Source organism: Amycolatopsis sp. CA-230715 (assembly GCF_018736145.1).
GTDB lineage: Bacteria > Actinomycetota > Actinomycetes > Mycobacteriales > Pseudonocardiaceae > Amycolatopsis.
This window is the reverse complement of record NZ_CP059997.1, coordinates 7,560,865-7,580,521: the sequence shown is the minus strand read 5'-3', so window position 1 is coordinate 7,580,521 and position 19,657 is coordinate 7,560,865. Positions and strand designations below refer to the sequence as shown.

The 19,657-nt window shown below is 72.0% G+C and carries 10 protein-coding genes; 3 read left to right on the top strand and 7 right to left on the bottom strand.

Going from position 1 to position 19,657, the window contains the following annotated elements; translation table 11 throughout:
• The first annotated feature begins 415 nt into the window (after positions 1–415).
• Entirely contained in the window at positions 416–967 is a 552-nt protein-coding gene (locus HUW46_RS36020) for a hypothetical protein (RefSeq protein ID WP_215543187.1), read from the top strand.
• Positions 968–989: 22 nt separating this feature from the next.
• Here the strand turns inward: HUW46_RS36020 and HUW46_RS36015 are convergent, their stop codons facing one another.
• The 5 genes from HUW46_RS36015 to HUW46_RS35995 are packed head-to-tail and all read right to left on the bottom strand — an operon-like array spanning position 990 to position 13,765.
• Complete coding sequence (locus HUW46_RS36015; protein ID WP_215543186.1) at positions 990–2,168, bottom strand: glycosyltransferase; 1,179 nt, start codon at positions 2,166–2,168, stop codon at positions 990–992.
• Positions 2,161–2,946 carry an alpha/beta fold hydrolase gene (locus HUW46_RS36010; protein WP_215543185.1) on the bottom strand — a complete coding sequence of 262 codons (786 nt, stop codon included), beginning with the start codon at positions 2,944–2,946 and terminating at the stop codon, positions 2,161–2,163. Before HUW46_RS36010 ends, HUW46_RS36015 begins: the two co-directional genes overlap by 8 nt.
• A gap of 3 nt (positions 2,947–2,949) precedes the next feature.
• Entirely contained in the window at positions 2,950–3,228 is a 279-nt protein-coding gene (locus HUW46_RS36005) for a phosphopantetheine-binding protein (RefSeq protein WP_215543184.1), read from the bottom strand.
• Positions 3,225–7,238, bottom strand: coding sequence for a type I polyketide synthase (locus tag HUW46_RS36000; RefSeq protein WP_254125220.1), 4,014 nt, complete (start codon positions 7,236–7,238; stop codon positions 3,225–3,227). The genes HUW46_RS36005 and HUW46_RS36000 overlap by 4 nt, the downstream gene beginning before the upstream one ends.
• Positions 7,235–13,765: a type I polyketide synthase gene (locus HUW46_RS35995; RefSeq protein WP_215543182.1), complete on the bottom strand. Its 6,531-nt coding sequence runs from the start codon at positions 13,763–13,765 to the stop codon at positions 7,235–7,237. Before HUW46_RS35995 ends, HUW46_RS36000 begins: the two co-directional genes overlap by 4 nt.
• A 346-nt stretch (positions 13,766–14,111) precedes the next feature.
• Between HUW46_RS35995 and HUW46_RS35990 the strand changes: the two genes are divergently transcribed.
• Both HUW46_RS35990 and HUW46_RS35985 read left to right on the top strand, forming a co-directional pair.
• Entirely contained in the window at positions 14,112–14,912 is an 801-nt protein-coding gene (locus HUW46_RS35990; RefSeq protein WP_215543181.1) for an SDR family oxidoreductase, read from the top strand.
• A 3-nt stretch (positions 14,913–14,915) separates the two neighbouring features.
• Positions 14,916–15,905 carry an aldo/keto reductase gene (locus HUW46_RS35985; protein WP_215543180.1) on the top strand — a complete coding sequence of 330 codons (990 nt, stop codon included), beginning with the start codon at positions 14,916–14,918 and terminating at the stop codon, positions 15,903–15,905.
• A 76-nt stretch (positions 15,906–15,981) separates the two neighbouring features.
• On the opposite strand, the gene HUW46_RS35980 is transcribed toward HUW46_RS35985, so the two are convergent.
• Together HUW46_RS35980 and HUW46_RS35975 are read right to left on the bottom strand one after the other, a co-directional pair.
• The gene (locus HUW46_RS35980) at positions 15,982–17,598 is read right to left on the bottom strand and encodes a hydantoinase B/oxoprolinase family protein (RefSeq protein WP_215543179.1); all 1,617 of its coding nucleotides are present in this window, start codon (positions 17,596–17,598) and stop codon (positions 15,982–15,984) included.
• The gene (locus HUW46_RS35975; RefSeq protein WP_215543178.1) at positions 17,595–19,643 is read right to left on the bottom strand and encodes a hydantoinase/oxoprolinase family protein; all 2,049 of its coding nucleotides are present in this window, start codon (positions 19,641–19,643) and stop codon (positions 17,595–17,597) included. Before HUW46_RS35975 ends, HUW46_RS35980 begins: the two co-directional genes overlap by 4 nt.
• Between the last annotated feature and the right edge of the window lie 14 nt (positions 19,644–19,657).

The window sequence follows — 19,657 nt, the reverse complement described above, 5'->3', positions numbered from 1 at the left end:
AATACCAGCACCCATCTCGAGGAAAACGATTACCGGAAGTTTGTGTACATAAAGAACACGGAAAGAGTTTTCACACCCCGCCGCCATGTGAAAATCGTGCCGGGATCAGGTCGCCGAGGCTGCCAACGGGCTCGCGCATGGGGCCGTCCGGTCGGCGGCCGGAACCGGACATCGTCGAGCCCGCGGGCTGATGGCCCGGCAGTATGGTTTCTTCCGGGAGCGAGGAGGTACTACCGGTGCGTGCCCTGGTTGCTGGGGTGAGGAAAGGATGAGGGTCGTGTCCAGTCGCCGCGGGTGGGGCATCGTGCGAACGACTGCCGCGGTGGTGGCCACACTCCTGGCGGTCGGGTGTTCGAGCGGTTCGCCGCCCCCACCGCCGCCGGTGTCAGCCGCTCCACCGGCAAGTACCGGCCCGGTGTTCACTCCGCCGGACGAGGCATGCAAGGGTGGCAAACCGTTCGAGTCGGAAAGTCCGCCCTACGCCGGAGCAGGCCCGCACAAGCTCATCGGGTTCCAGGCCCGCGACTACGACCAAGCCACCCGGTACTTCCCCCCGGATCAGCCAGAACTTCCGGCGGAATGGGCGGGCTCCCCCGGGGCCTCCCCTGCCAACGGGGTGTTTCTCCCGTTGTACTCCGCCGACGCCTACGCGCACGCCCAGCTGGCCTTGTGTATGTCCGATCCGCGCATTACCGGCCGGCGGGTCGGCGAATGCTCCTACGGAGACCTGGATCTGCCGAACATCCCCGGTTCGCCGGTCGAAGTGGTGTCGGCCTACTACGACTTCGTCGTGTACGAGCTGAAAACGGGTCGACGCGTGCGTGCCTTCCGGATCGACGGCGACGGCGCGGACCACTGCCCGAAGCAGATCAGCGGCGGCATCCAGCACGTCGCCCAGGGCTTCGACGAGGCCACCCTGATCGAGCGGCTGCGCGACCTGGTGGAAGGACCGGCGGCCACCCGTTAGCCGGTCGGCGGCGGCCAAGCCGTCAGGGAATGGGCGCGGCGACGAGGCGGTCCAGGTGATCGGCGGCCGCGGCCGCTCCCCCGGCGCGGTCGAACGATTCGCGCAGTCGCGCTGCCTCGTGCGCGTACGACGGGTTCCGGCACACTTCGAGCACGGCGTCGCGGATGTCCTCGGCGGACGCGCGATCGAACCGAAGCCGCACCCCCGAGCCGGAGTCGACGATCTGCTGCGCCAGCAGCGGCTGGTCGTCCCTGATCGGCGCGACCACGAGCGGGACGCCGTGGCTGAGGCTCTCGCACACGGTGTTGTGGCCGCCGTGGCAGACCACCGCGGTCGCGCGCCGGATCAGCGCGAGCTGCGGGATCCACCGGACGGCCAGTACGTTCGGCGGCCCCGCGGCGGGCACCACGCCGTCCGGGTCGGCGATGACCACCTGGAACTCCGGCGGCAGGTCCGCGAAGGCGCGCAGCGCCGTGGTGAGGAACCGGGCGCCCGGCTCGCCGTTGGCGGTGCCGAACGTGACCACCACCAGTTTCGCCTGCCCCCGCACTCGTTCCCACGGGAAGTCCTCGTAGGCGTTCCGGTCGGCGAGCGCGGCCCCGACGTACCGCAGCTCGCCCGCCGGGCGCACGATCGCCTCGCCCGCCAGCGCTTCGGTGGTGAACGCCAGCACCAAACCGGGCGAGAAGCGGAGATCGCCGGTACTGGCCGGGACCCCGTGCCGCGAGCGCAGGCCCCGCAGCAGGCCGTCGATCCAGGCGGCCACCTTCGGCATCGCGGACACCGGATCGGACAGCTCCGACGGCGTGCTCGCGGCGGTCGCCCACGGCAGGCCGGTGCGCGCGGCGACGACAGCGCCCGCGAGCGCCTGCTGGTCGACCACCAGCGCGTCGGGTTCGCACGCGTCGACGGCGGCGGCGACCCCGTCGACCATCGCGTCCGCCAGGGGCACGAGATAGGACTCCCACAGGAACTTCAACGCCGCGAAACCGCGCAGCGCGCCGGGGCGCCGCGCGACCTCGAACGCGGCCGAATCCCCCGCCGGGTACACGGTTTCCCCCGCGCCGAGCAGCCGAGGCACCTCCGGTAGCGGCCCCGTCCACACCACCTGATCGCCTCGCGCGCGCAGTTCCGCGGCCACGCCCCGCAACGGCGAGACGTGCCCGGTCAGCGGCGGCACGACGAACAGGTACCTAGTCACCGGCGTGCCTCGCGACCCAGTCGAGCACCAGTTCCCGCACCCGCCGATGCTGTTCGACGAGCACCGAGTGGCCCTGCCCTTCGAAGACGACCCGTTCACCGCGCGGCAGCAGCGAAGTGAGCGCGTCGAGGTCGTCGGACTGGTAGCCGTTCTGGCCGAGCAGTGACAGCACCGGGCACGAAATCGACCGGACGTCGTCGAGCGTCATCAACGGCCCGAGCGGGACCTCCTGGGTGATGCTGGTGGCCATGATGCGCTTGGCCGCCATCCTCGCCAGCCGCCGGTGGTGCGCGCTGTAGGCGGACTCGATCCAGTCGTAGTTCTCCTCCGCGGACAGGAATTCCGCCGTGTAGTCCAGGATCTGGGTCATCTTGTCCGCCCACACCTCGGTCGGCGGCTCGGCCTCGATGCACACGATGCTCCGCACGCGCTCGGGGTTCGTCAGCGCGTAGCTGTAGGCGATCGTGCCGCCGAAGCTGTTCCCGACGAGGTGCACGGGAGCGTCCGGGCGGACCTGGCGCAGGAGGTCGTCCAGATCGGCCACGAAGTCCTTGAGCGTGTACCCGCTGTCCGGGATCTCGGTCTTGCCGTGCCCGCGCAGGTCGTAGCTGATCACGTCGATCCCGGCGGCGGAGACCGGCGACGCGAGCGTCAGGTAGAAGCTCGCGAGGCTGTCCGTGCCCATCCCGTGGACGAACACCACGGCCTCCCCCGTCGACTCCTTGGCCGGGAGCAGGCCGACGTTGGTCCGGAGGCCGTTGACGAGCATGATCTCCACCGCTCAGCGGACCTTCGACTCGACGTAGTCGGCGATGTCCCCGACGCGGAGGCCGATCACCTCGTCGAGTTCCTTCTCCGCGAGGAACTCGGCGAGGTTGACCTCGGTGCCGAAGTGGTCGGCGAGGATGCCCGCGAAGGTCACCAGGTCGATGCTCTCCAGCCCGAGGTCCTCGTGGAACGTGGTGCCGCTGGTGATCTCGATGCCGAGCAGGTCGGCGCCGCCGACCATCTCGCCGAGCAGTTCGGTGACCTTCGAGAAGACGGCCGTATCGGTGTTCATAGTCGTGCTCCGCGTTCGTAGTTCGTCGTACTGACCCCTGACCGCTCCCCCGCCCTCGCCCGCACGGTGTCCCCGTCGCGTTCGAGGTGGACCGTCAGCTCGGGAACCGGCGCCCCGTGCTGCCCCCGCACCGCCGCCACTCCGCCGGACACCGACACGACGAGCTCCGCCGGGTAGATCCCGGTGGTGCCGCGCTCGGCGAGCCAGGCGCGGGCGGCGTCCTTGGCCGCGATCCGGTCGGTCAGCCACCGCTGCCGCCGCGGCGGCGGGCAGCGGTCGTAGTCCGCGCGCTCACCGGATCCGAGGTACACCCCCGCGTACAGGTCACGGCCCGCCGCCGTGCGCCACGGTGCGTTCAGCGCCATCCGGCCGCCGGAGTCCGATGTGGACAGCAGGTTCCGCTCGGGGAAGGCGTAGGCCCGGTGGGCGTGGTGGTCGCAGGCGAACCGGACGTCCCGCCACGCCTCGATCGTGACCCACGTCCGTCCCCTGTGGACGAGCTGGGCCGACATGCCGAGCCGGTCCTCGGTGACCTCGGTGATCTCGACGAGGCAGTCGAGCCGCTCGCCTTGGCCGGGATGCGGGCCGTGGAACCTGATTTCCTTGACACTGCGGGGAAACGCGAGCAGACCGTCCGATTCGGACGCCATCAGCCAGCAGCCGAGTAGCTGGCCGACGCTGTCCAGCAGCCCGCCCGGCGCCGGTGGCACCACCAGTTCGCCGCGGATGTGGCGGGCGCCGAGTCCGTGCAGGACCGACAGGCCCTGGTAGCCGGGCCCGTGGAACATGTCCCGCTGCTCGTAGGTTCCCGCCGCGGTCGTCGGCGGTGTTTTCTCCGGTGCGCCAACGGTTCGCTGCTCCGGCGGTACCGGGTAGGCACGGCCGAGTTCGACCGTCATCGACGCGTACTCGCCGATCTCGACCCGGACCCGGTCGCCGTCACGCCTCGTCCGCAGCGGCACGCGCTGGGCGGGCGCGGCGACGAGCCAGCGCGTGAAGACGGCGTGGTGCACCGCCACCGCGACCTCGTCCGGCCAGCGGCGCGCCACCTCGCCGACGGCGAGCTCGATCAGCGCGGTCGCGGGCACCACGGGCCGGTGGTCCTCTTCGTCCGGCCAGTCCGCGCGCTGCCGGAAGAACCGGTGGTCGCGCAGGTACGGCATGGTGTCGAGGGAGATGTCGAGCAGGACGTCCGCCGCGGCTTCGGTCGCCGCCCCGAGCGCCGCCGCCGCGACGGACGCGGCGGCGCGGCGGGTGTCGGCCAGCAGCTCGGTGAACTCCGCGACGACCTCCGCCGCGGTGCCGGGCGGCAGTGCGGGCAGGTCCGGGTCACGGGGGCGGTCGAGCAGCCCGCGTGCCGCCGAGGGGACCGACATCGGCGCGCCGAACGTGTCGATCGCGATGGCGGCACCGGTTCTGGTCCGGTCGAGCGAATCGAACCGCGGGTCACCGCCCTCGGCCCACAGCGCCGCGGCGACGCGGCGCAGCTGCGCCATGCCGTCGCGGCCGGGCGCGTCCGCGCTGACCATCAGGTGCGCGCGCCCGTCGAGGGTGTCCGCGACGAACGACCCGAGCTGGCCAGGTCCCGCTTGGAGGAAGATCCGGAACCCGTCGGCGTACATCGACTCGACCAGCTCGCGGAACCGCACCGGCGCGACGAGGTGTTCGAGGTAGAGCGCGCGGACCTCGTCGAGGTCCTCCGGGTAGCGGCCGGTGGTGGTGGCCGACCAGATCGGCACCGACGGCGGGGTCAGCCGGAGCTCGCCGATCAGGTACTCGAACGAGGAGAGCATCGGGCGCAGCAGCGGGGTGTGGAACCCGGACCGGAACGGCAGGACCCGCGCGACCACCCCGTCGGCGCGGCACCGCTCGGCGAGCCGCGCGACGGCCTCCGGCGGACCGCACGCGATCGACTGCCTCGGCGCGTTGTCGTGCGACACCACCAGATCCGGCTCGTCCGCGATCCGGTCGGCCGCCTCGGCGGCGGGGCAGCCCAGTACGACGAAATCGGCTTCCGGCGGTTCGAACCCGCCGGGGAGGTACCGCGAGTGCAGCGTCTTCGCCTCGTCGATCCGGTACATGCCGGCCACCGTCATCGCGGTCCATTCGCCGACGCTGTGCCCGGCGAACCCGTCGGGGACGATCCCGAGCCGCCGCAGCGCGAAGTCCAGCGTCACGCCAGCGGACCACAGTCCGTCCACATGCGACAGAAGGGAGCCGGTGCGCACCGTCGGGGGCGGCGCGAGCCCGAAATGGGCGGCGACGTCGGCGCACCGGGAGGCGAACTCGGCTTCGATACCGGGGAACACGAACGCGGTCTTCGCCGACGGTTCGGCGAGCAGCAGCGGATCCGGCGCGAACCACACGTCGTTGCGCCCCCGCCACGGCTCGCCCTTCGCCACGATCCGGCGCGCCAGTTCGAGCTTGCGGTCCGTCGGGTCCACAACGGACAGACGGCAGAGCCCGGTGGTGGCAGGCGTCGCGGCGCGCAGCGCGCTGCCCTGCTTCGCGAGCAGCGTGGCCAGTTCGCCCGGAGTTCCGGCACCGAGCCGGACGATGCGCTCCGGCTCGCGGACCGCCGCGCGCGATCGCGACGGCCGCGCGGGTTCCTCCAGTATCGTGTGCGCGTTGATCCCGCCGAACCCGAACGCGTTGACCCCGGCGCGCCGCGGTGTGCCGTCCCGGGGCGCGTCCCACTCCCGCGCCGTGCGGATCGCGGTGAACGCGGTTCCGGCCAGCAGCGGATTCGGCTCCTCGCAGTGCAGCGTCGGCGGCAGCGTCGTGTGGTGCACCGCGAGCGCGGCCTTCACCAGCCCGGCGATCCCGGCGGCGGGCATGGTGTGCCCGATCATCGACTTCACGGACCCGATCACCGCGCCACCCCCGGCGGGCGGCCCGAAAACCCTGGTGATGGTGTCGATCTCGGCCGCGTCACCGGCGGGCGTCGCGGTGCCGTGCGCTTCGAGCAGGCCGAGTGCGTGCGGGGCGAGCGGATCGAGCCCCGCCTCCGCCCACGCGCGGCGCAACGCCAGTTCCTGGCCGCGGGTGTCCGGGTTGAACAGGCTGGCCGCGCGCCCGTCGCTGGACGTCCCAGTACCGCGCACCACCGCGTAGATCCGGTCGCCGTCGCGCTCCGCGTCGGCGAGGCGCTTCAGCACGACGACGCCGGTGCCCTCCCCGATCAGGAGCCCGTCGGCGTGCCGGGAGAACGGGCTGATCCGCTCGCTCGGCGACAACGCGCGCAGTTGCGTGAACAACGACCACAACGTCTCGTCGTGGCAGTGGTGCACCCCGCCCGCGAGCACCGCGTCGCACCGGCCGGTGGCCAGTTCCGTCATCGCGTGGTCGACCGCGAGCAGCGAGGACGCGCACGCCGCGTCGATGGTGTACGCGGGCCCGCCGAGATCGAGCCGGTTGGCGACGCGGGACGCGGCGAGGTTGGGCACGAGCCCGATCGACGCGTCGGGATCGGTGGAGCCGAGCGGTTCCAGCAGCGCCGCGCGCAGGCGGTCCAGCTCGGAGCCGGTGACCGACGGCAGCACCTCGCCGATCGCGCGCAGGATCTCGCCGACCCCTCGGACGCGCTGCTCGAAGCGCATGATCCCGGGCGTGTGGTAGGCGCCCCTGCCGAGGATCACCGCGGTCTTGGCGGTGTCGCTGAGCGCCGCGCGCCCGCCCGCGTCCTCGAGCGCGTCGGCGGCCACCTTGAGCGCGATAAGCTGGTCCGGTTCCATTCCCGGCACGGAGCTGGGCATGATCCCGAACGCGGTCGCGTCCACGGTCAGCGGGCGGTCGAGGAACCCGCCGCGGTGGCAATAGGTGCGCGCGGGGTCCGCCTGCTCCGACGCGCGGTGCCCGGCGTCGTGGAAACCCGACAGCTTCAACGATTCCGGCACGTCGGCGATGGCGTCCACGCCGGAGAACAGGTTGCGCCGGTAGCTGTCGAGATCGGGTGCGCCGGGCAGCCACACGGCCATGCCGACGATCGCCACCGGCTCCCGCGCGCTCACCACGGCGACGCCGTGTACACCACCGACGTGCTCGACGGCCCACCGTAGGCGAGTTCGGCGAGCAGGCAGGCGGCGCCCTCGTCGGGATCGATCAGCTTGACGTCACGGCGGGCGTACTCGCGGGCCAGCTCCTCGGACACCATGCCGCCAGCCGAGGGGGCCCATGGTCCCCAGTGGACGGTGAGCGCCCTGTTCCCGGTCCGCTCCGCCCATAACGCGCCGAGCACGTCGAGCGCGTCGTTGGCCGCGGCGTAGTCGGTCTGGCCCCGGTTCCCGAGCACCGCGGCGATGCTGCCGAAGAACGTGACGAACTTCGGCGGCTCCGGCAGCCTCGTCACCGCGTCGAGCAGCGCGACCGCGCCGTCCACTTTGGTGCCGAACACGGTGCGGAACGATTCTCCATCCTTTTCGGACATCAGCTTGTCGTCGATGACGCCTGCCGCGTGCACGATGCCGTCGAGCCTGCCGTGCCGCGCGTGCACCTCCTCGACGAGGCGGCGCACCGCGGCGCCGTCGCGGACGTCGATCCGCTGGTACCCCGGCTCGCCACCAGCTCGCCGGATCTCGTCCACGGTGTGCGCGATCTCGCGGCGGGCCAGCACGGCACGCACCTGTCGCTCCACTTCGGACAGTGGCTCGCCGCTGTCGGCGAGCGCGCGGCGAAGCGAGGGCGCGTCGGTGAGACCGGCCAGCGCCGGGTCCTCCGGCTCACCGGTGTACGGGGTGCGCCCGGCCAGTTCGATCCGGCAGCCAGCGGCGAGCGCGAGCGTGCCGGCGAACCGCGCCGTGATGCCCCGCGCGCCACCGATCAGCAGCACCACCGAATCGCGGCCGAGTCCGATCGCGGCCGCTTCGGCGGCACCGGGACCGGCGGGGCCTGCGCCAGCCCTCGCGACCGAAGGCAGGTCTTCGGCGAGGAGTTCGAACGCCGCCCTGCCGTCGGTGGTGTGCCGAGCCACCGGCACGGGCGTCCGGTCGAGCAGCTCGGCGACCAGCGTGGTCGCCGCCGACGGCGCCTCGTGGTCCAGCTCGACCAGCCGCACCGGGCGCTCCGGGTGCTCCCGCGCGACCGACCGCAGCAGGCCGCGCAGCCCGGCCGTCCGCGCGCCTCGTTCGAGCGGCGCGGCCACGACGAGCCCGTCCATCCCGGCCATCAGGTCGCGCAGCACCAGGAACAATCCCGGCGCGGCGGACTCCTCGGTGCCGGTCAGCGTGCTCAGGCAGATCAGCGCGTCCGCCTCCGCCCTCGGGTCCACGACCGCCTGCGCGCCGCGCGCCGCCAGTTCGGCACTCACCCGGACGGCGAGCCCCGACTGCTCCGGCTCGTGCAGCACGAGCACGCGCCGCCCGGTCAGCTCACCCGACGGGTCCGAAGGGGACGGTGCCGCGCGGAGCACGAACCGCCCCGGCGCGATCCCGGTCGCGACCGGTTCGGCTTCGTCCGGTTCCGCCGTTCCCGCCGCGGCGTCGCCGGTCCCGATGTGCTCGGAAAGCCACTCCGCGAGGGCACCGGCGGTGCGCTTGCGGCTCAGCTCGTCCTGTTCGGCGTCGTCGATCCGGTCGCGAAGGCCCAGCTTCGCCAGCAGCATCCCGGCGATCTCGGTGCGCTTGATGGAGTCGATGGACAGATCGGCTTCCAGGTCGAGATCGCCGTCGATCATCTCGCCGGGGTATCCGGTGCGCTCGGCGATCACCCCGACCACGGTGCCGAGCAGATCGCTGGTGTCCACTGCGGACTGCTCCGGCTCCGGCGCGGCCACGGGCGCCTCGACCACCACGGTGGCGGGCACCGCCACGGGCGCGGCGGCGACCGGCGCGACGGGCGCGGTCTGGGGGACACCACCGAAGTAGGCCAGCAGCACGTCCCGCTGCGCGGCCACGACCTCGCGGTGGCCGCGCAGGAACTCCAGTACCGCGTCGGCGGGGTCACCGGGACGCGTGCTCTCGGCCATCGCCGACCTCCTGATCCGTTCGGCGGGCCGCAGCCCGCCCGGCGGCGTGGTGGTCCCCCGCCGCACCAACTGGCCGTTAACCGTCCATTCCGGACGGTTGGCTGCCGGTTTCGCCACTCTGCCCCGGAAGAGCCACTCGGTGTCGATCTCGACCCCGGCGGTGGCGAGTTTCGCCAGTGCGGTCAGGAAACCGCGGAGACCGGGCGCGGCACCGGGATCGGTCGCGATGGCGGTGTGCGGGCGGTCGCCGAGGATCGAGGACACCAGCCCGGTCAGCACCCTGCCCGGCCCGACTTCGAGGAAGGTGCGCGCGCCCGCGGCGTACATGTCCTCGATCTGCTCGGCGAACCGGACCGGCGAGCCGAGCTGCCCGGCCAGTTCGGCGCGCACCGCGCCCGGCTCGTACCGGCGCGCCGTGCGGTTGCCCCACACCGGGATCCTCGGGTCGCGCACCCGTTCGCCCGCGAGCACCGCGTCGAACTCGTTGGCCGCGTCCGCGACGATCGGGCTGTGGAACGCGCAGGCGACCGGGATGCGCTTCGCCCCGATCCCGTGTGCCTTCAACGACTTCACCGCGAGTTCGATCGCGTCCGTCGCGCCGGAAAGCACCACCTGGTCCGGCGCGTTGTGGTTCGCGACGACGACGTCCATCGGCTCGCCGAGCACCTCGGCGATCGCCTCCGGGGTGGTCCGCACCGCGGCCATCGCGCCGGGGTCGCCGTGCACCGCGTTCATCACCGCCGCCGCGCGGCGCTCGCTCAGCCGCAGCAGGGTCGGCGCGTCGAAGGCACCGGCCACCGACAGCGCGGCCAGTTCGCCGTAGCTGTGCCCGCCGAGCATGCCGGGCCGGACGCCGAGCCGGTCGAGCACGCGCGCCACCGCGACCCCCGCCATGCCCAGCGCGGGCTGTGCCACGCGGGTGTCGCGCAGCGCGTCGTCCTGCACGGCTGTCGCGGCGAGGTCGAACGCCTGCGGCGGGAAGACGCGCGACGCCGTGGCCTGGTCGAGTTCGAGCAGGCCACGAAGCTCGCCGAAAGAGGTGAACAGCTCGGCGAGCATGCCGGTGCGCTGGCTCCCCTGGCCGGGGAACAGGAACGCCACCTCGCCGGGATCGCGGTCCCCGGCGGCGAACCAGTGCTTGCCGGAGGTCGCGCCGGACGAGATTTCGGCGAGGGCGTCGAGCAGTTCTCCTCGGTCGCCCGCGACGATCGCGTACCGGACGGGCCCGGTCCCGGTCATCGTCGAGGCCATTGTGGACAGGGGAAGCTCCGGTGGCGCGGATCCGGCGAACTCCGCCAGCCGCTCGGCGGCGTCGGCACCGCGCAGGACGAACAGTTCGGCGTCCCAGTCCCGCAGCCGGTGCCTGCTGTCCGATGTGGAGGGACCGGCGGCGAGCACGGCGTGGAAGTTGGTGCCACCGAAGCCGAACGCGCTCACCCCGGCCACCCTGTCCCGCTGCGGGCGCAGCCACGGCCGTGCCCTGGTGGTGAACGAGAACGGGCTGCGGCCCTCCTCCCACACGGTGTGCGGGTCGCGTAGCTGCGCGGTCGGCGGCACCACACCGGTCCACAGCGACAGCGCCGCCTTGATCAGCCCGGCGAGCCCCGCGGCGCACTTGGTGTGCCCGATCTGGCTCTTCACCGAGCCGATCGCGCACCCGCCGGGCTCGGCGCCCGCCTCGGCGAAGAACTCGGTCAGCGTGCTCAGCTCGGTGCCGTCACCGACGACCGTGCCGGTGCCGTGCGCCTCGACCAGCCCCACCCGCGACGGCGAGACCCCGGCGTTGCGGTAGGCCCGTTCCAGCGCGCGCCGCTGGCCTTCCGGCCGCGGCGCGGTCAGCCCGAACGCCTTGCCGTCGCTGCCAGCGCCGACGCCCTTCACCACCGCGTAGATCCGGTCGCCGTCGCGTTCGGCGTCGGCGAGCCGCTTGAGCACCACGCACGCGACGCCTTCGCCGAGCGCGATCCCGTCGGCGGCGCGGTCGAACGGGCGGCAGCGGCCGGTCGGCGACAGCGCGCCCGCCGAGGCGAACATCAGGTAGTCGTGGATGCCGTTGTGCAGGTCGACCGCGCCGCACAGCATGAGATCGCTGCCGCCGCCCGCGAGTTCCTTGCACGCCAGGTCGAGCGCGGCGAGCGAGGACCCGCACGCCGCGTCGACGGTGTAGTTCGGGCCGCCGAGGTCCAGCCGGTTCGCCACGCGGCCCGAAATCACGTTCGCGAGCGTGCCGGGGAAGGTGTCCTCGGTGAACGTCGGCAGCAGTTCGCTCAGTTCGGCCGGAGACTCCTCGAAGTAGCTGGGCAGCAACGCGCGCAGCACGCCCGCGTTGTGCAGATCCCCGCCCGCCTCGGCGCCGAACACCACACCGGTGCGCTCCCGGTCGACGACCGCGCCCGCGTCGGCGAGCGCACGCCTGGCGATCTCCAGTGACAGCAGCTGCGCCGGGTCGATGCTGCCCATCGACGTCGGCGGGATCCCGAACGACACCGGGTCGAACGGGATGTCCGGCAGGAAGCCGCCCCATTTGGACGGTGTGCTGCCCGGCGCGCCGTCCTCGCGGTAGTAGGTGCCGACGTCCCAGCGCTCCGCTGGCACCTCGGTCACCGAGTCGACCCCGCGCAGCACGTTCGACCAGAACGCGGAAAGGTCCGGCGCGCCGGGGAAAACGCCCGCCATCCCGATCACGGCGACGTCCACGGTCGCGGCCGCGGGTTCGGCGCGCGCGGGTTCTCCGCCGCGCAGCAGGCGGGCGGCGTCCTCGACGACCGCGCGGTGCAGCGTCGCGATGTCCGTGGTCGCGCCGCGCAGCACCGCGACCTGGCCCGCCATGTACATCCCGTCGGCGAGCTGACCGTCCGCGTCGACGGCCACCAGCGCGTCGCCGTCGCGCCGCACGCCCTTGCTGGCGATCCGCAGGCGCCCGGTGTTGAGCCGTTCGAGCCGCTCCCAGCGCTCCTGCTTCGGCACGCCCTCCTCGCGCAGATTCCGCTCCACCTCGGCGAATTCCGCCACGAACGGGCTGTGCAGGCACCGGGTGAGGTGGCCTGGCGCGGTCTCCACCGTCGCCGTCCGATCGGCTCCGACGGCCTGCCGCTGGAACAGCTCGGTGATCGCGCCGTGGCGGACGGCCTCTTCGGTGAACAGGTACGCGGTGCCCATCAGCACCCCGATCCCGGCGCCGCGTTCGGCGAGCGGCGCGGCCATCGCGGCCACCATCGCGGCGGACCGCGCGTCGTGCACACCGCCCGCGAAGTAGATTTCGACGCCGTCGGCGGAGTTCCCCTCCTCGACGAACTTCGCCAGCACGTCGAGCTGGGACTCCCACAGGGTGAAGCTCGTGCGCGGCCCGATGTGCCCGCCGCATTCGGCGCCCTCGAACACGAACCGCCGCACGCCGGCGTCGAGGAACTGGCGGAGCAGGATGGGCGAGGGCACGTGCAGGTAGGTGGCGATGCCTTCGGCCTCGAGCGCCTTCGCCTGCGCGGGCCTGCCACCCGCGATGAGCACCGCGCGCGGACGGGTCCGGTGGATCGCGCGCAGCTGCGCCTCACGGAGTTCGTCGGGCACGAACCCGAGGATCCCGGCGCCCCACGGACGGTCGCCGAGCAGTTCCGCGGTGTCAGTGAGGAGCTTCGCGGTGCGCTCCTCGTCGGCGAGCGCCACCGCGACGAACGGCAGCCCGCCGTGGGACGCGACCGCTTCGGCGAACGCGGGCTGGTCGCTGACCCGCGTCATCGGCCCTTGCGCGATCGGGAGCGCGGCCCCCGTCGAGCGGCACAGGGGCGCGCCCTGCTCGGCGGGCGTCGGCACGGCGTGGCGGCTGGTGACCGCGCGGACGATCGAGCGCACCGCGTCCTCGGCCGTCTCCCAGCGTTCCGCGAACAGGGCCGCGAGTGGTGCGTCCTGTCCCCACGGGATTTCCGGGTCGTCGCGCAGGGTGCGCCGCCCGTCGACGAGCGCCGATTCCGAACCGTCGGCGCGGATGAGGCGGTCGCGCAGCCGCCGTGGCACGTCGGCGTCGGGGAACAGGCCGAGCTGCGTTTCGAGCACGACCCCCGCCGCGCCACCGGCGACGGCCGCCGCCGCGGTGCGCGGCCCGATCCCGCCGCATACCCACACGGGCACCTCGCCCATCTCGTCGAGAAGGCGCTGCACCAGCACGAAGGAGCTGAGTTCGCTGACCGCGCCGCCGGACTCCGAGCCGCGCGCGATCACGCCGTGCGCACCGCGAGCCACGGCGTCGCGCGCCTCGTCGAGATCGGTGACCTCGACGAGCGCGGGGACTCCGACGGCATCGGGCTCCCAGGTCGCGCCCGCGGCGAGCACCACCAGCCCGAGACCGGCGACGCCGTCGAGCTCGGCAGGGCCGACCGGGCAGTCCGCCGTCACGCGCACGCCGAACGGGGCACCCGCTTCGGCCATCCGGTTCAGCGCCTCGAACGCCTGCTCACCGGCGAGGCTGACGATCCCGTAACCGCCGCCACGGGAGACCGCGGCGGCGAGGAGCGGGTCCACCGTCCCGAAAGGACCGACCCCGAGCACGGCGGCCCGCTGGCCGGGGTTGCCTCGCTCCATCGCATTCCTCCTGCTCTCGTCCGGGCATGACAACCGAGACCCCGCGCACGTTTCCACTTGGGCCGACATTCTGGTTTCGGTAGCCCGGGAAAGAAAGACTCCCCGGTCCGGCAAAGCGTAATGAAAGCACATCCACACTCTCGTGACAAACTCAAGGCAAAGGTCCCGTACCCGCCCTAGCCCTGCTACCGTCGAGGAAGAAACCCATTACCACCAGCACTTTCGTAGGTCAGGAAGGAACATTTAGCACCACGCTAAGCACACCGGAACCCGCGACACTCATCGGACTGACAAACTCCGAACGCATATTTCCAACGATGTCCTCCTAAACTCTGTGGAGCCATTTATGAAACTGACGGACCGCGTAGTGGTGCTGACCGGCGCCGCCCACGGAATAGGGGCCGCGATGGCGCGTCGGATGGCGGACGAGGGCGTCAGAGGGATCGTCGTGTCCGATCTGGACGCGGACGCCGCCGAGGCGCTCGCGGCCTCGCTCGACTGCCCCGCCGTCGCCGCGCACGCGGACGCCACGATGCGCCAGGAGGTGCGCGACCTGGTGCGGCTCGCGCACGACAAGTTCGGCGGGGTCGACCTGTTCTGCTCCAACGCGGGCGCCGCCTTCGGCACCACGATCCACGCCGCCGAGGACCAGTGGGCGCGGTCGTGGTCGATCAACGTGATGCACCACGTCTACGCGGCGCAGGCGGCGCTGCCGGGAATGCTGGCGCGCAAGGACGGCTACCTCATGCTCACGGTGTCCGCCGCGGGCCTGCTCAGCGCGCCGGGCGACGCGCCCTACACCGTCACCAAGCACGCCGCCGTCGGCCTCGCCGAGTGGCTCGCGGTGACCTATCGGCCACGCGGGGTGAAAGTGAGCGCGTTGTGCCCGCTCGGGGTGCGCACCGATCTGCTGACCCCCGGGCTCGAAGCGCGGCACCCCGCCGCGGTCGCGATCGCGGCCACCGCCCCGTTGCTGACGCCGGAGGAGGTGGCCGAATCGGCGGTCACCGGCATCGACCGCGAGGAGTTCCTCGTGCTGCCGCACGAGACGGTGCGCTCGCGCTACGCCGCGAAGGCCGCCGATCCCGACGGCTGGATCGACCGCACCATCGCCGAAACCGCCGACGCGACCGGATCGAGGAGGTGACACGTGGAGTACCGCAGGATCGGCCGAAGTGGACTGACGGTCAGCGAGATCTCCTACGGCAACTGGCTGACGCACGGCTCACCACCGGACGTCGAGGCCTCCACGGCCTGCGTCCACGCCGCGCTCGACGCCGGGATCAACCTGTTCGCCACGGCCGCTGCCTGGGGCAACGGTGACGCCGAGCGCGCGCTGGCGAAGGCACTGCACGGTCAGCGCCGCGACGGGCTCGTGCTGTGCGGCGGCGTGTTCTGGCCGGACGGACCAGGGCGCAACGACACCGGGCTGAGCCGCAAGCACCTCGTCACCTCGCTGCACGCCTCGCTCGACCGGCTGGAGACCGACTACCTCGACATCTACCAGCTCCAGCGGTTCGACCACCGGACACCGCTCGAGGAAACCTTCCTGGCGCTGGCCGATCTGGTGCGCCAGGGCAAGATCCTGTACGCGGGCACCGCCGAGTGGACCGCCGAGCAGATCATGCGGGCCGGTGCGCTCGCCACCGAGTACCGGGTGCCGCTGATCGCCAACCAGCCGCACTATTCGATGCTGTGGCGGGTCGCGGAGGCGCAGGTGATCCCGGCGAGCGAACGGCTCGGCATCGGGCAGCTCGCGTCCTTGCCGCTGGCGCAAGGGATCCTGACCGGCAAGTACAGCGACGGCGTGCTCCCGGCTGGTTCGCGGGCGTGCGGTTCCGACGCCGCGAGGCAGGCGATCCGGCCGGTGCTCGACCCCGGCCTGCTCGACCGGGTGGGGCTCCTGCGGGGCGTGGCCGACCAGGCCGGGCTCACCATGGCGCAGCTCGCCCTCGCCTGGACCCTGCAGCACCAGGAGGTCGCCTCGGCGACCACCGGCGCCTCCGCGCCGTGGCAGATCAGCGAAAACGCCAAGGCCGCCGGTGTCACCCTCACCCTCGAAACCCGCACGCAGATCGACGAACTGCTCGGCCAGTACGTCCAGACCGACCCCCGGTTGACCTTCGCCCCGCTGCCCTGACGCGGTCGCGGCGATCCGTCGCTTGTGGACGCATCGCCGCGACCGCGTCATGCCGTGAAGGTGGCCTTCGGGGCATCTACGTCCCCGAAAGCCACTTTCGGGGCACGCCGGATCCGGAAGGCGCGCCGTAGCCGCCGCCTCCGCCGGACTCGCACCGCAAGACGTCGCCCTTGCGCACCCGCAGGCTGTTGACCTTCAGCATCTCCTTCGCGTGCTCGGTGCCGGGGTTCAGCACCACGCGCGGCGGCGCACCGGCCTCGCCGCCGAAGGCTCCCCACGCCGGAGTCACCGAGCGTTCCCACCACAGCGAAAGGTCCTGGTCGGCTTCCATCGTGTACTCGCGCACGACCCCGTCACCGCCGCGCCACTCGCCAGCCCCGCCCGAGCCCTCCCGGATCCGGTATTCGTTCACCCGCACCGGGTAGAGCGTCTCGACGACCTCGATCGGGAGATCCCGCAGCGAGCCGTTGACGTTGTTGATCAGCGCCGTTTCGCCGTCGCCGCCGCGCCACGCGCCCCAGCCGCCGACCGTCGCCTCCAGCGTGACGAACGGCTCGCCGGTGCGCGGGTGGACCGCACCCGCGAACTGCACGATCATCGAATCCCCGTAGCTGGCCGCGGCGACCTGCTCCGGCATCGCGGGCGCGAGCGCCTTCACGACCAGGTCGATAAGCATGCCGAGGCTGGAGTAGTAGTACTGGCACGCGGCGGGCAGGCGCGCGCCGAGCATGGACCCGTCGCGGACCTCGACCTCCAGCGGGACGAACGAACCGCCGTTGAGGCTGACCGACGGGGAGATCAGCAGTTTGTAGCCGACACGGGCGGCCGAAACCGCTTGCGCGCGGCCGCAGTTCACCGGGCCGGTGGCCTGGTCCGCGCAGTCGGTCAGGTCGATCGTCATGCGCTCTCCGTCGACGGTGATCCGCACCGTCACCGGCAACGGCGTGTCCAGGTCGATGGCGTCGTTGTCTAGGTACCCCGTCGCCTCGTAGGTGCCGTCGGGGATCTCCGCCACGCGCTGCCGTTCCATCCGCTCGGTCTGGGCGAAGATCTCCGCGCGCGCCGCGTCGATGGTTTCCGCGCCGTACCGGGAAAACAGCTCACCCAGCCGCCGCACGCCCATGCGCGCGCACGCGACCTGCGCGCGCATGTCGCCGAGCGTCACGTAGGGGAACCGGACGTTCGTCTCGATCAGCCGCAGCACGTCGGCGTTTTCCACACCACCGACGACGATCCTGGTCGGGCCCATGCGCAGGCCCTCCTGGTAGATCGTGGTGGAGTCCATGGAACCACCGGGATCCTTCGACCCCATGTCGATCCAGTGCGCGCGCGAAGCGGCGAACCCGACGAGCTCGCCGCCGACGAAGATCGGCGCGTACACCGTGCAGTCGTTGAGATGGGTACCGCCGAGGTAGGAGTCGTTGAGCACCCAGACGTCGCCGGGCTGCCACACCCCGGCGCCGAACTCGGCCTCGGTGTGCCGCGTGCACTCTTCCAGGTTGCCGAGGAAGATCGGCAGCCCCGACGACTGCCCGAGCACGCGGTGCTCGCGGTCGAGCAGCGCGACCGCGCAGTCCTTGCCCTCGTAGATCGTCGGCGTGTACGAGGACCGGATCAGGGTCATGTTCATGTCCTCGGCGGCCTGGATCAGCGCCGAGCGGATGATCTCCGTGGTGACCGGACTCGGTGTCATGCCAGTTCCTCCACTTCGGACGGTGCGAGCGCGATGACGAGGAACCCGTTCTCGTCGACCGTCAGCTCGGCCCCTGGCGGGACGACCGTGGTCGAGGTTTCCTCCGCGACGATCGCGGGCCCCGCCAGCCGCGCGCCGACGGGCAGCGCGGACCGCTCGACGATCGTCGTCGGCAGCGGGCGGCCGTCGAACACGACGTCGCGGACGATTTCCTCGCCGGTGCCCGCCTCGGCGGCCGCGGTGGTGGTCCGCGCCACCGAACCGGTGCCGGTGGTGCGGATCGTCACGAACTGCACGGGAGCACCGGGGGTCGCGTGCCCGTACCTTCGTTGGTGCGCCTCGGCGAAGCGCTCTTCGAGGACACTGACGAACCCTGGCCCTTCGACGTCGTCGCCGTCGAGAATGGGCACGGTGAGCGTGTAGTCCTGGCTCTCGTAGCGCATGTCGATGCCGTGGCTCACGGAACGCTCGTCTTCGCCGATTCCCTGTTCCGTCAACGCTTCCACCGCCTGTGCGTGCAGCCCGTCGAGCGCGGCGGACAGCGCGGCGGTGTCGATATCGGTGCCAGTGGCGAAGAACTGCATCGTGAAGTCGCGCCGCACGTCCGCGTTGAGCATCCCCCACGCGGAGAAAGCACCGGGGAAGCGGGGAACCACCACCTCGGTCACCCCGATCTCCTTCGCGATGAACGCGGCGTGCATCGGGCCCGCGCCACCGAAGGCGAGCAACGCGAACTCCGACGGCGCGCGGCCGTGCTCGACAGTCAGGGTGCGGATCGCCTGCGCCATCTTGGCATTGCCCACGTCGCAGATCCCCGAAGCCAGCTCCACCGGGTCCATGCCGAACTCGCCGGCGAGCGCGGCCACCGCGGTGTGCGCCGCGTCGAGGTCCAGCCGCATCCCGCCGCCCGCGAACGAATCCGGATCGACCCTGCCCAGCACGCAGTTCGCGTCCGTGACCGTCGCCCGCGTGCCGCCGCGGCCGTAGCAGGCCGGACCGGGCACCGCGCCCGCCGACTCCGGGCCGACGCGCAACCCGGTGCCCTCGGCGTAGGCGAGCGAACCGCCGCCCGCCCCGACGGTGTGCAGGTTCACCAGCGGCATCAGCAGCGGGAACCCTTCGCAGCTGCCGTCCGGTGACACGTCCGGCGCGTGGTCCATCACGAGTGAGACGTCGAACGAGGTGCCGCCCATGTCGATGCAGATCACGTTCGGGCGGTCCAGCAGCGCGCTCGCCGCGACCCCGCCCATGGTGCCGCCGACCGGCCCGGAAAGCAGTGTCTGCAACGGATGCCGCCGGGCGAAGTCCGCGTTGACGAGGCCACCGGATGACTGCATGACGTGCACCGGGACGTGCAGCCCCTTGGCGGTGAAGCGCGCTTCGATCTCGTCGAGGTAGCGGTGCACCGACGGCCCGGTGTAGGCCTCCATCACCGTCGTCGACGTCCGCTCGTACTCGCGCCATTCGGGGGCGACTTCGTGCGACAGCACGACGAGCACGTCCTCGCCGAGTTCGTCGCGCAGGATCCGTGCCGCGCGCCGTTCGTGGTCACCGTCCAAATAGGAAAACAGGAAACACACCGCGACGGCGTCGAAACCCTCTTCGCGCACGCGCTTGGCCGCGAACCGGACCGCGTCTTCGTCGAGCGGTTCGAGTTCCTCGCCCGTGGCGTTGAACCGACCGGCGACCTCGGCGATGGCGTGCCGTCCCACCAGCGGTTCCGGTTTGCGGTAGTGCAGGTCGAACAACCGGTCGCGGTTGCCGCGCGCGATCCGGTAGACGTCACCGATCCCTTGCGTGGTCAGGATCAGCACCTTCGCGCCGCGGCGTTCCAGCAGGGCGTTGAGGCCCTGGGTGGTGCCGTGCACGAAGAAACCGACGTCCGCGTAAGGGAGTTCGAGCCGTTCGAGCGCGTCGAACACTCCGCGCGCGAGGTCGTCCGGGGTGGTCAGGACCTTTCCCGCGCGCAGGCGCCGCGACGCCCCGTCGTAGGTGACCACGTCGGTGAACGTGCCGCCGATGTCCATGGCGACCCGGTAGGTCATGGGAACTCCTTGCC

Bases quoted from the DNA above. Each gene is read 5' to 3' on its own strand.
- HUW46_RS36005 (WP_215543184.1), bottom strand. From the start codon at position 3,228: ATGAACACCGATACGGCCGTCTTCTCGAAGGTCACCGAACTGCTCGGC.
- HUW46_RS35995 (WP_215543182.1), bottom strand. From the start codon at position 13,765: ATGGAGCGAGGCAACCCCGGCCAGCGGGCCGCCGTGCTCGGGGTCGGT.
- HUW46_RS35990 (WP_215543181.1), top strand. From the start codon at position 14,112: ATGAAACTGACGGACCGCGTAGTGGTGCTGACCGGCGCCGCCCACGGA.
- HUW46_RS35980 (WP_215543179.1), bottom strand. From the start codon at position 17,598: ATGACACCGAGTCCGGTCACCACGGAGATCATCCGCTCGGCGCTGATC.
- HUW46_RS35975 (WP_215543178.1), bottom strand. From the start codon at position 19,643: ATGACCTACCGGGTCGCCATGGACATCGGCGGCACGTTCACCGACGTG.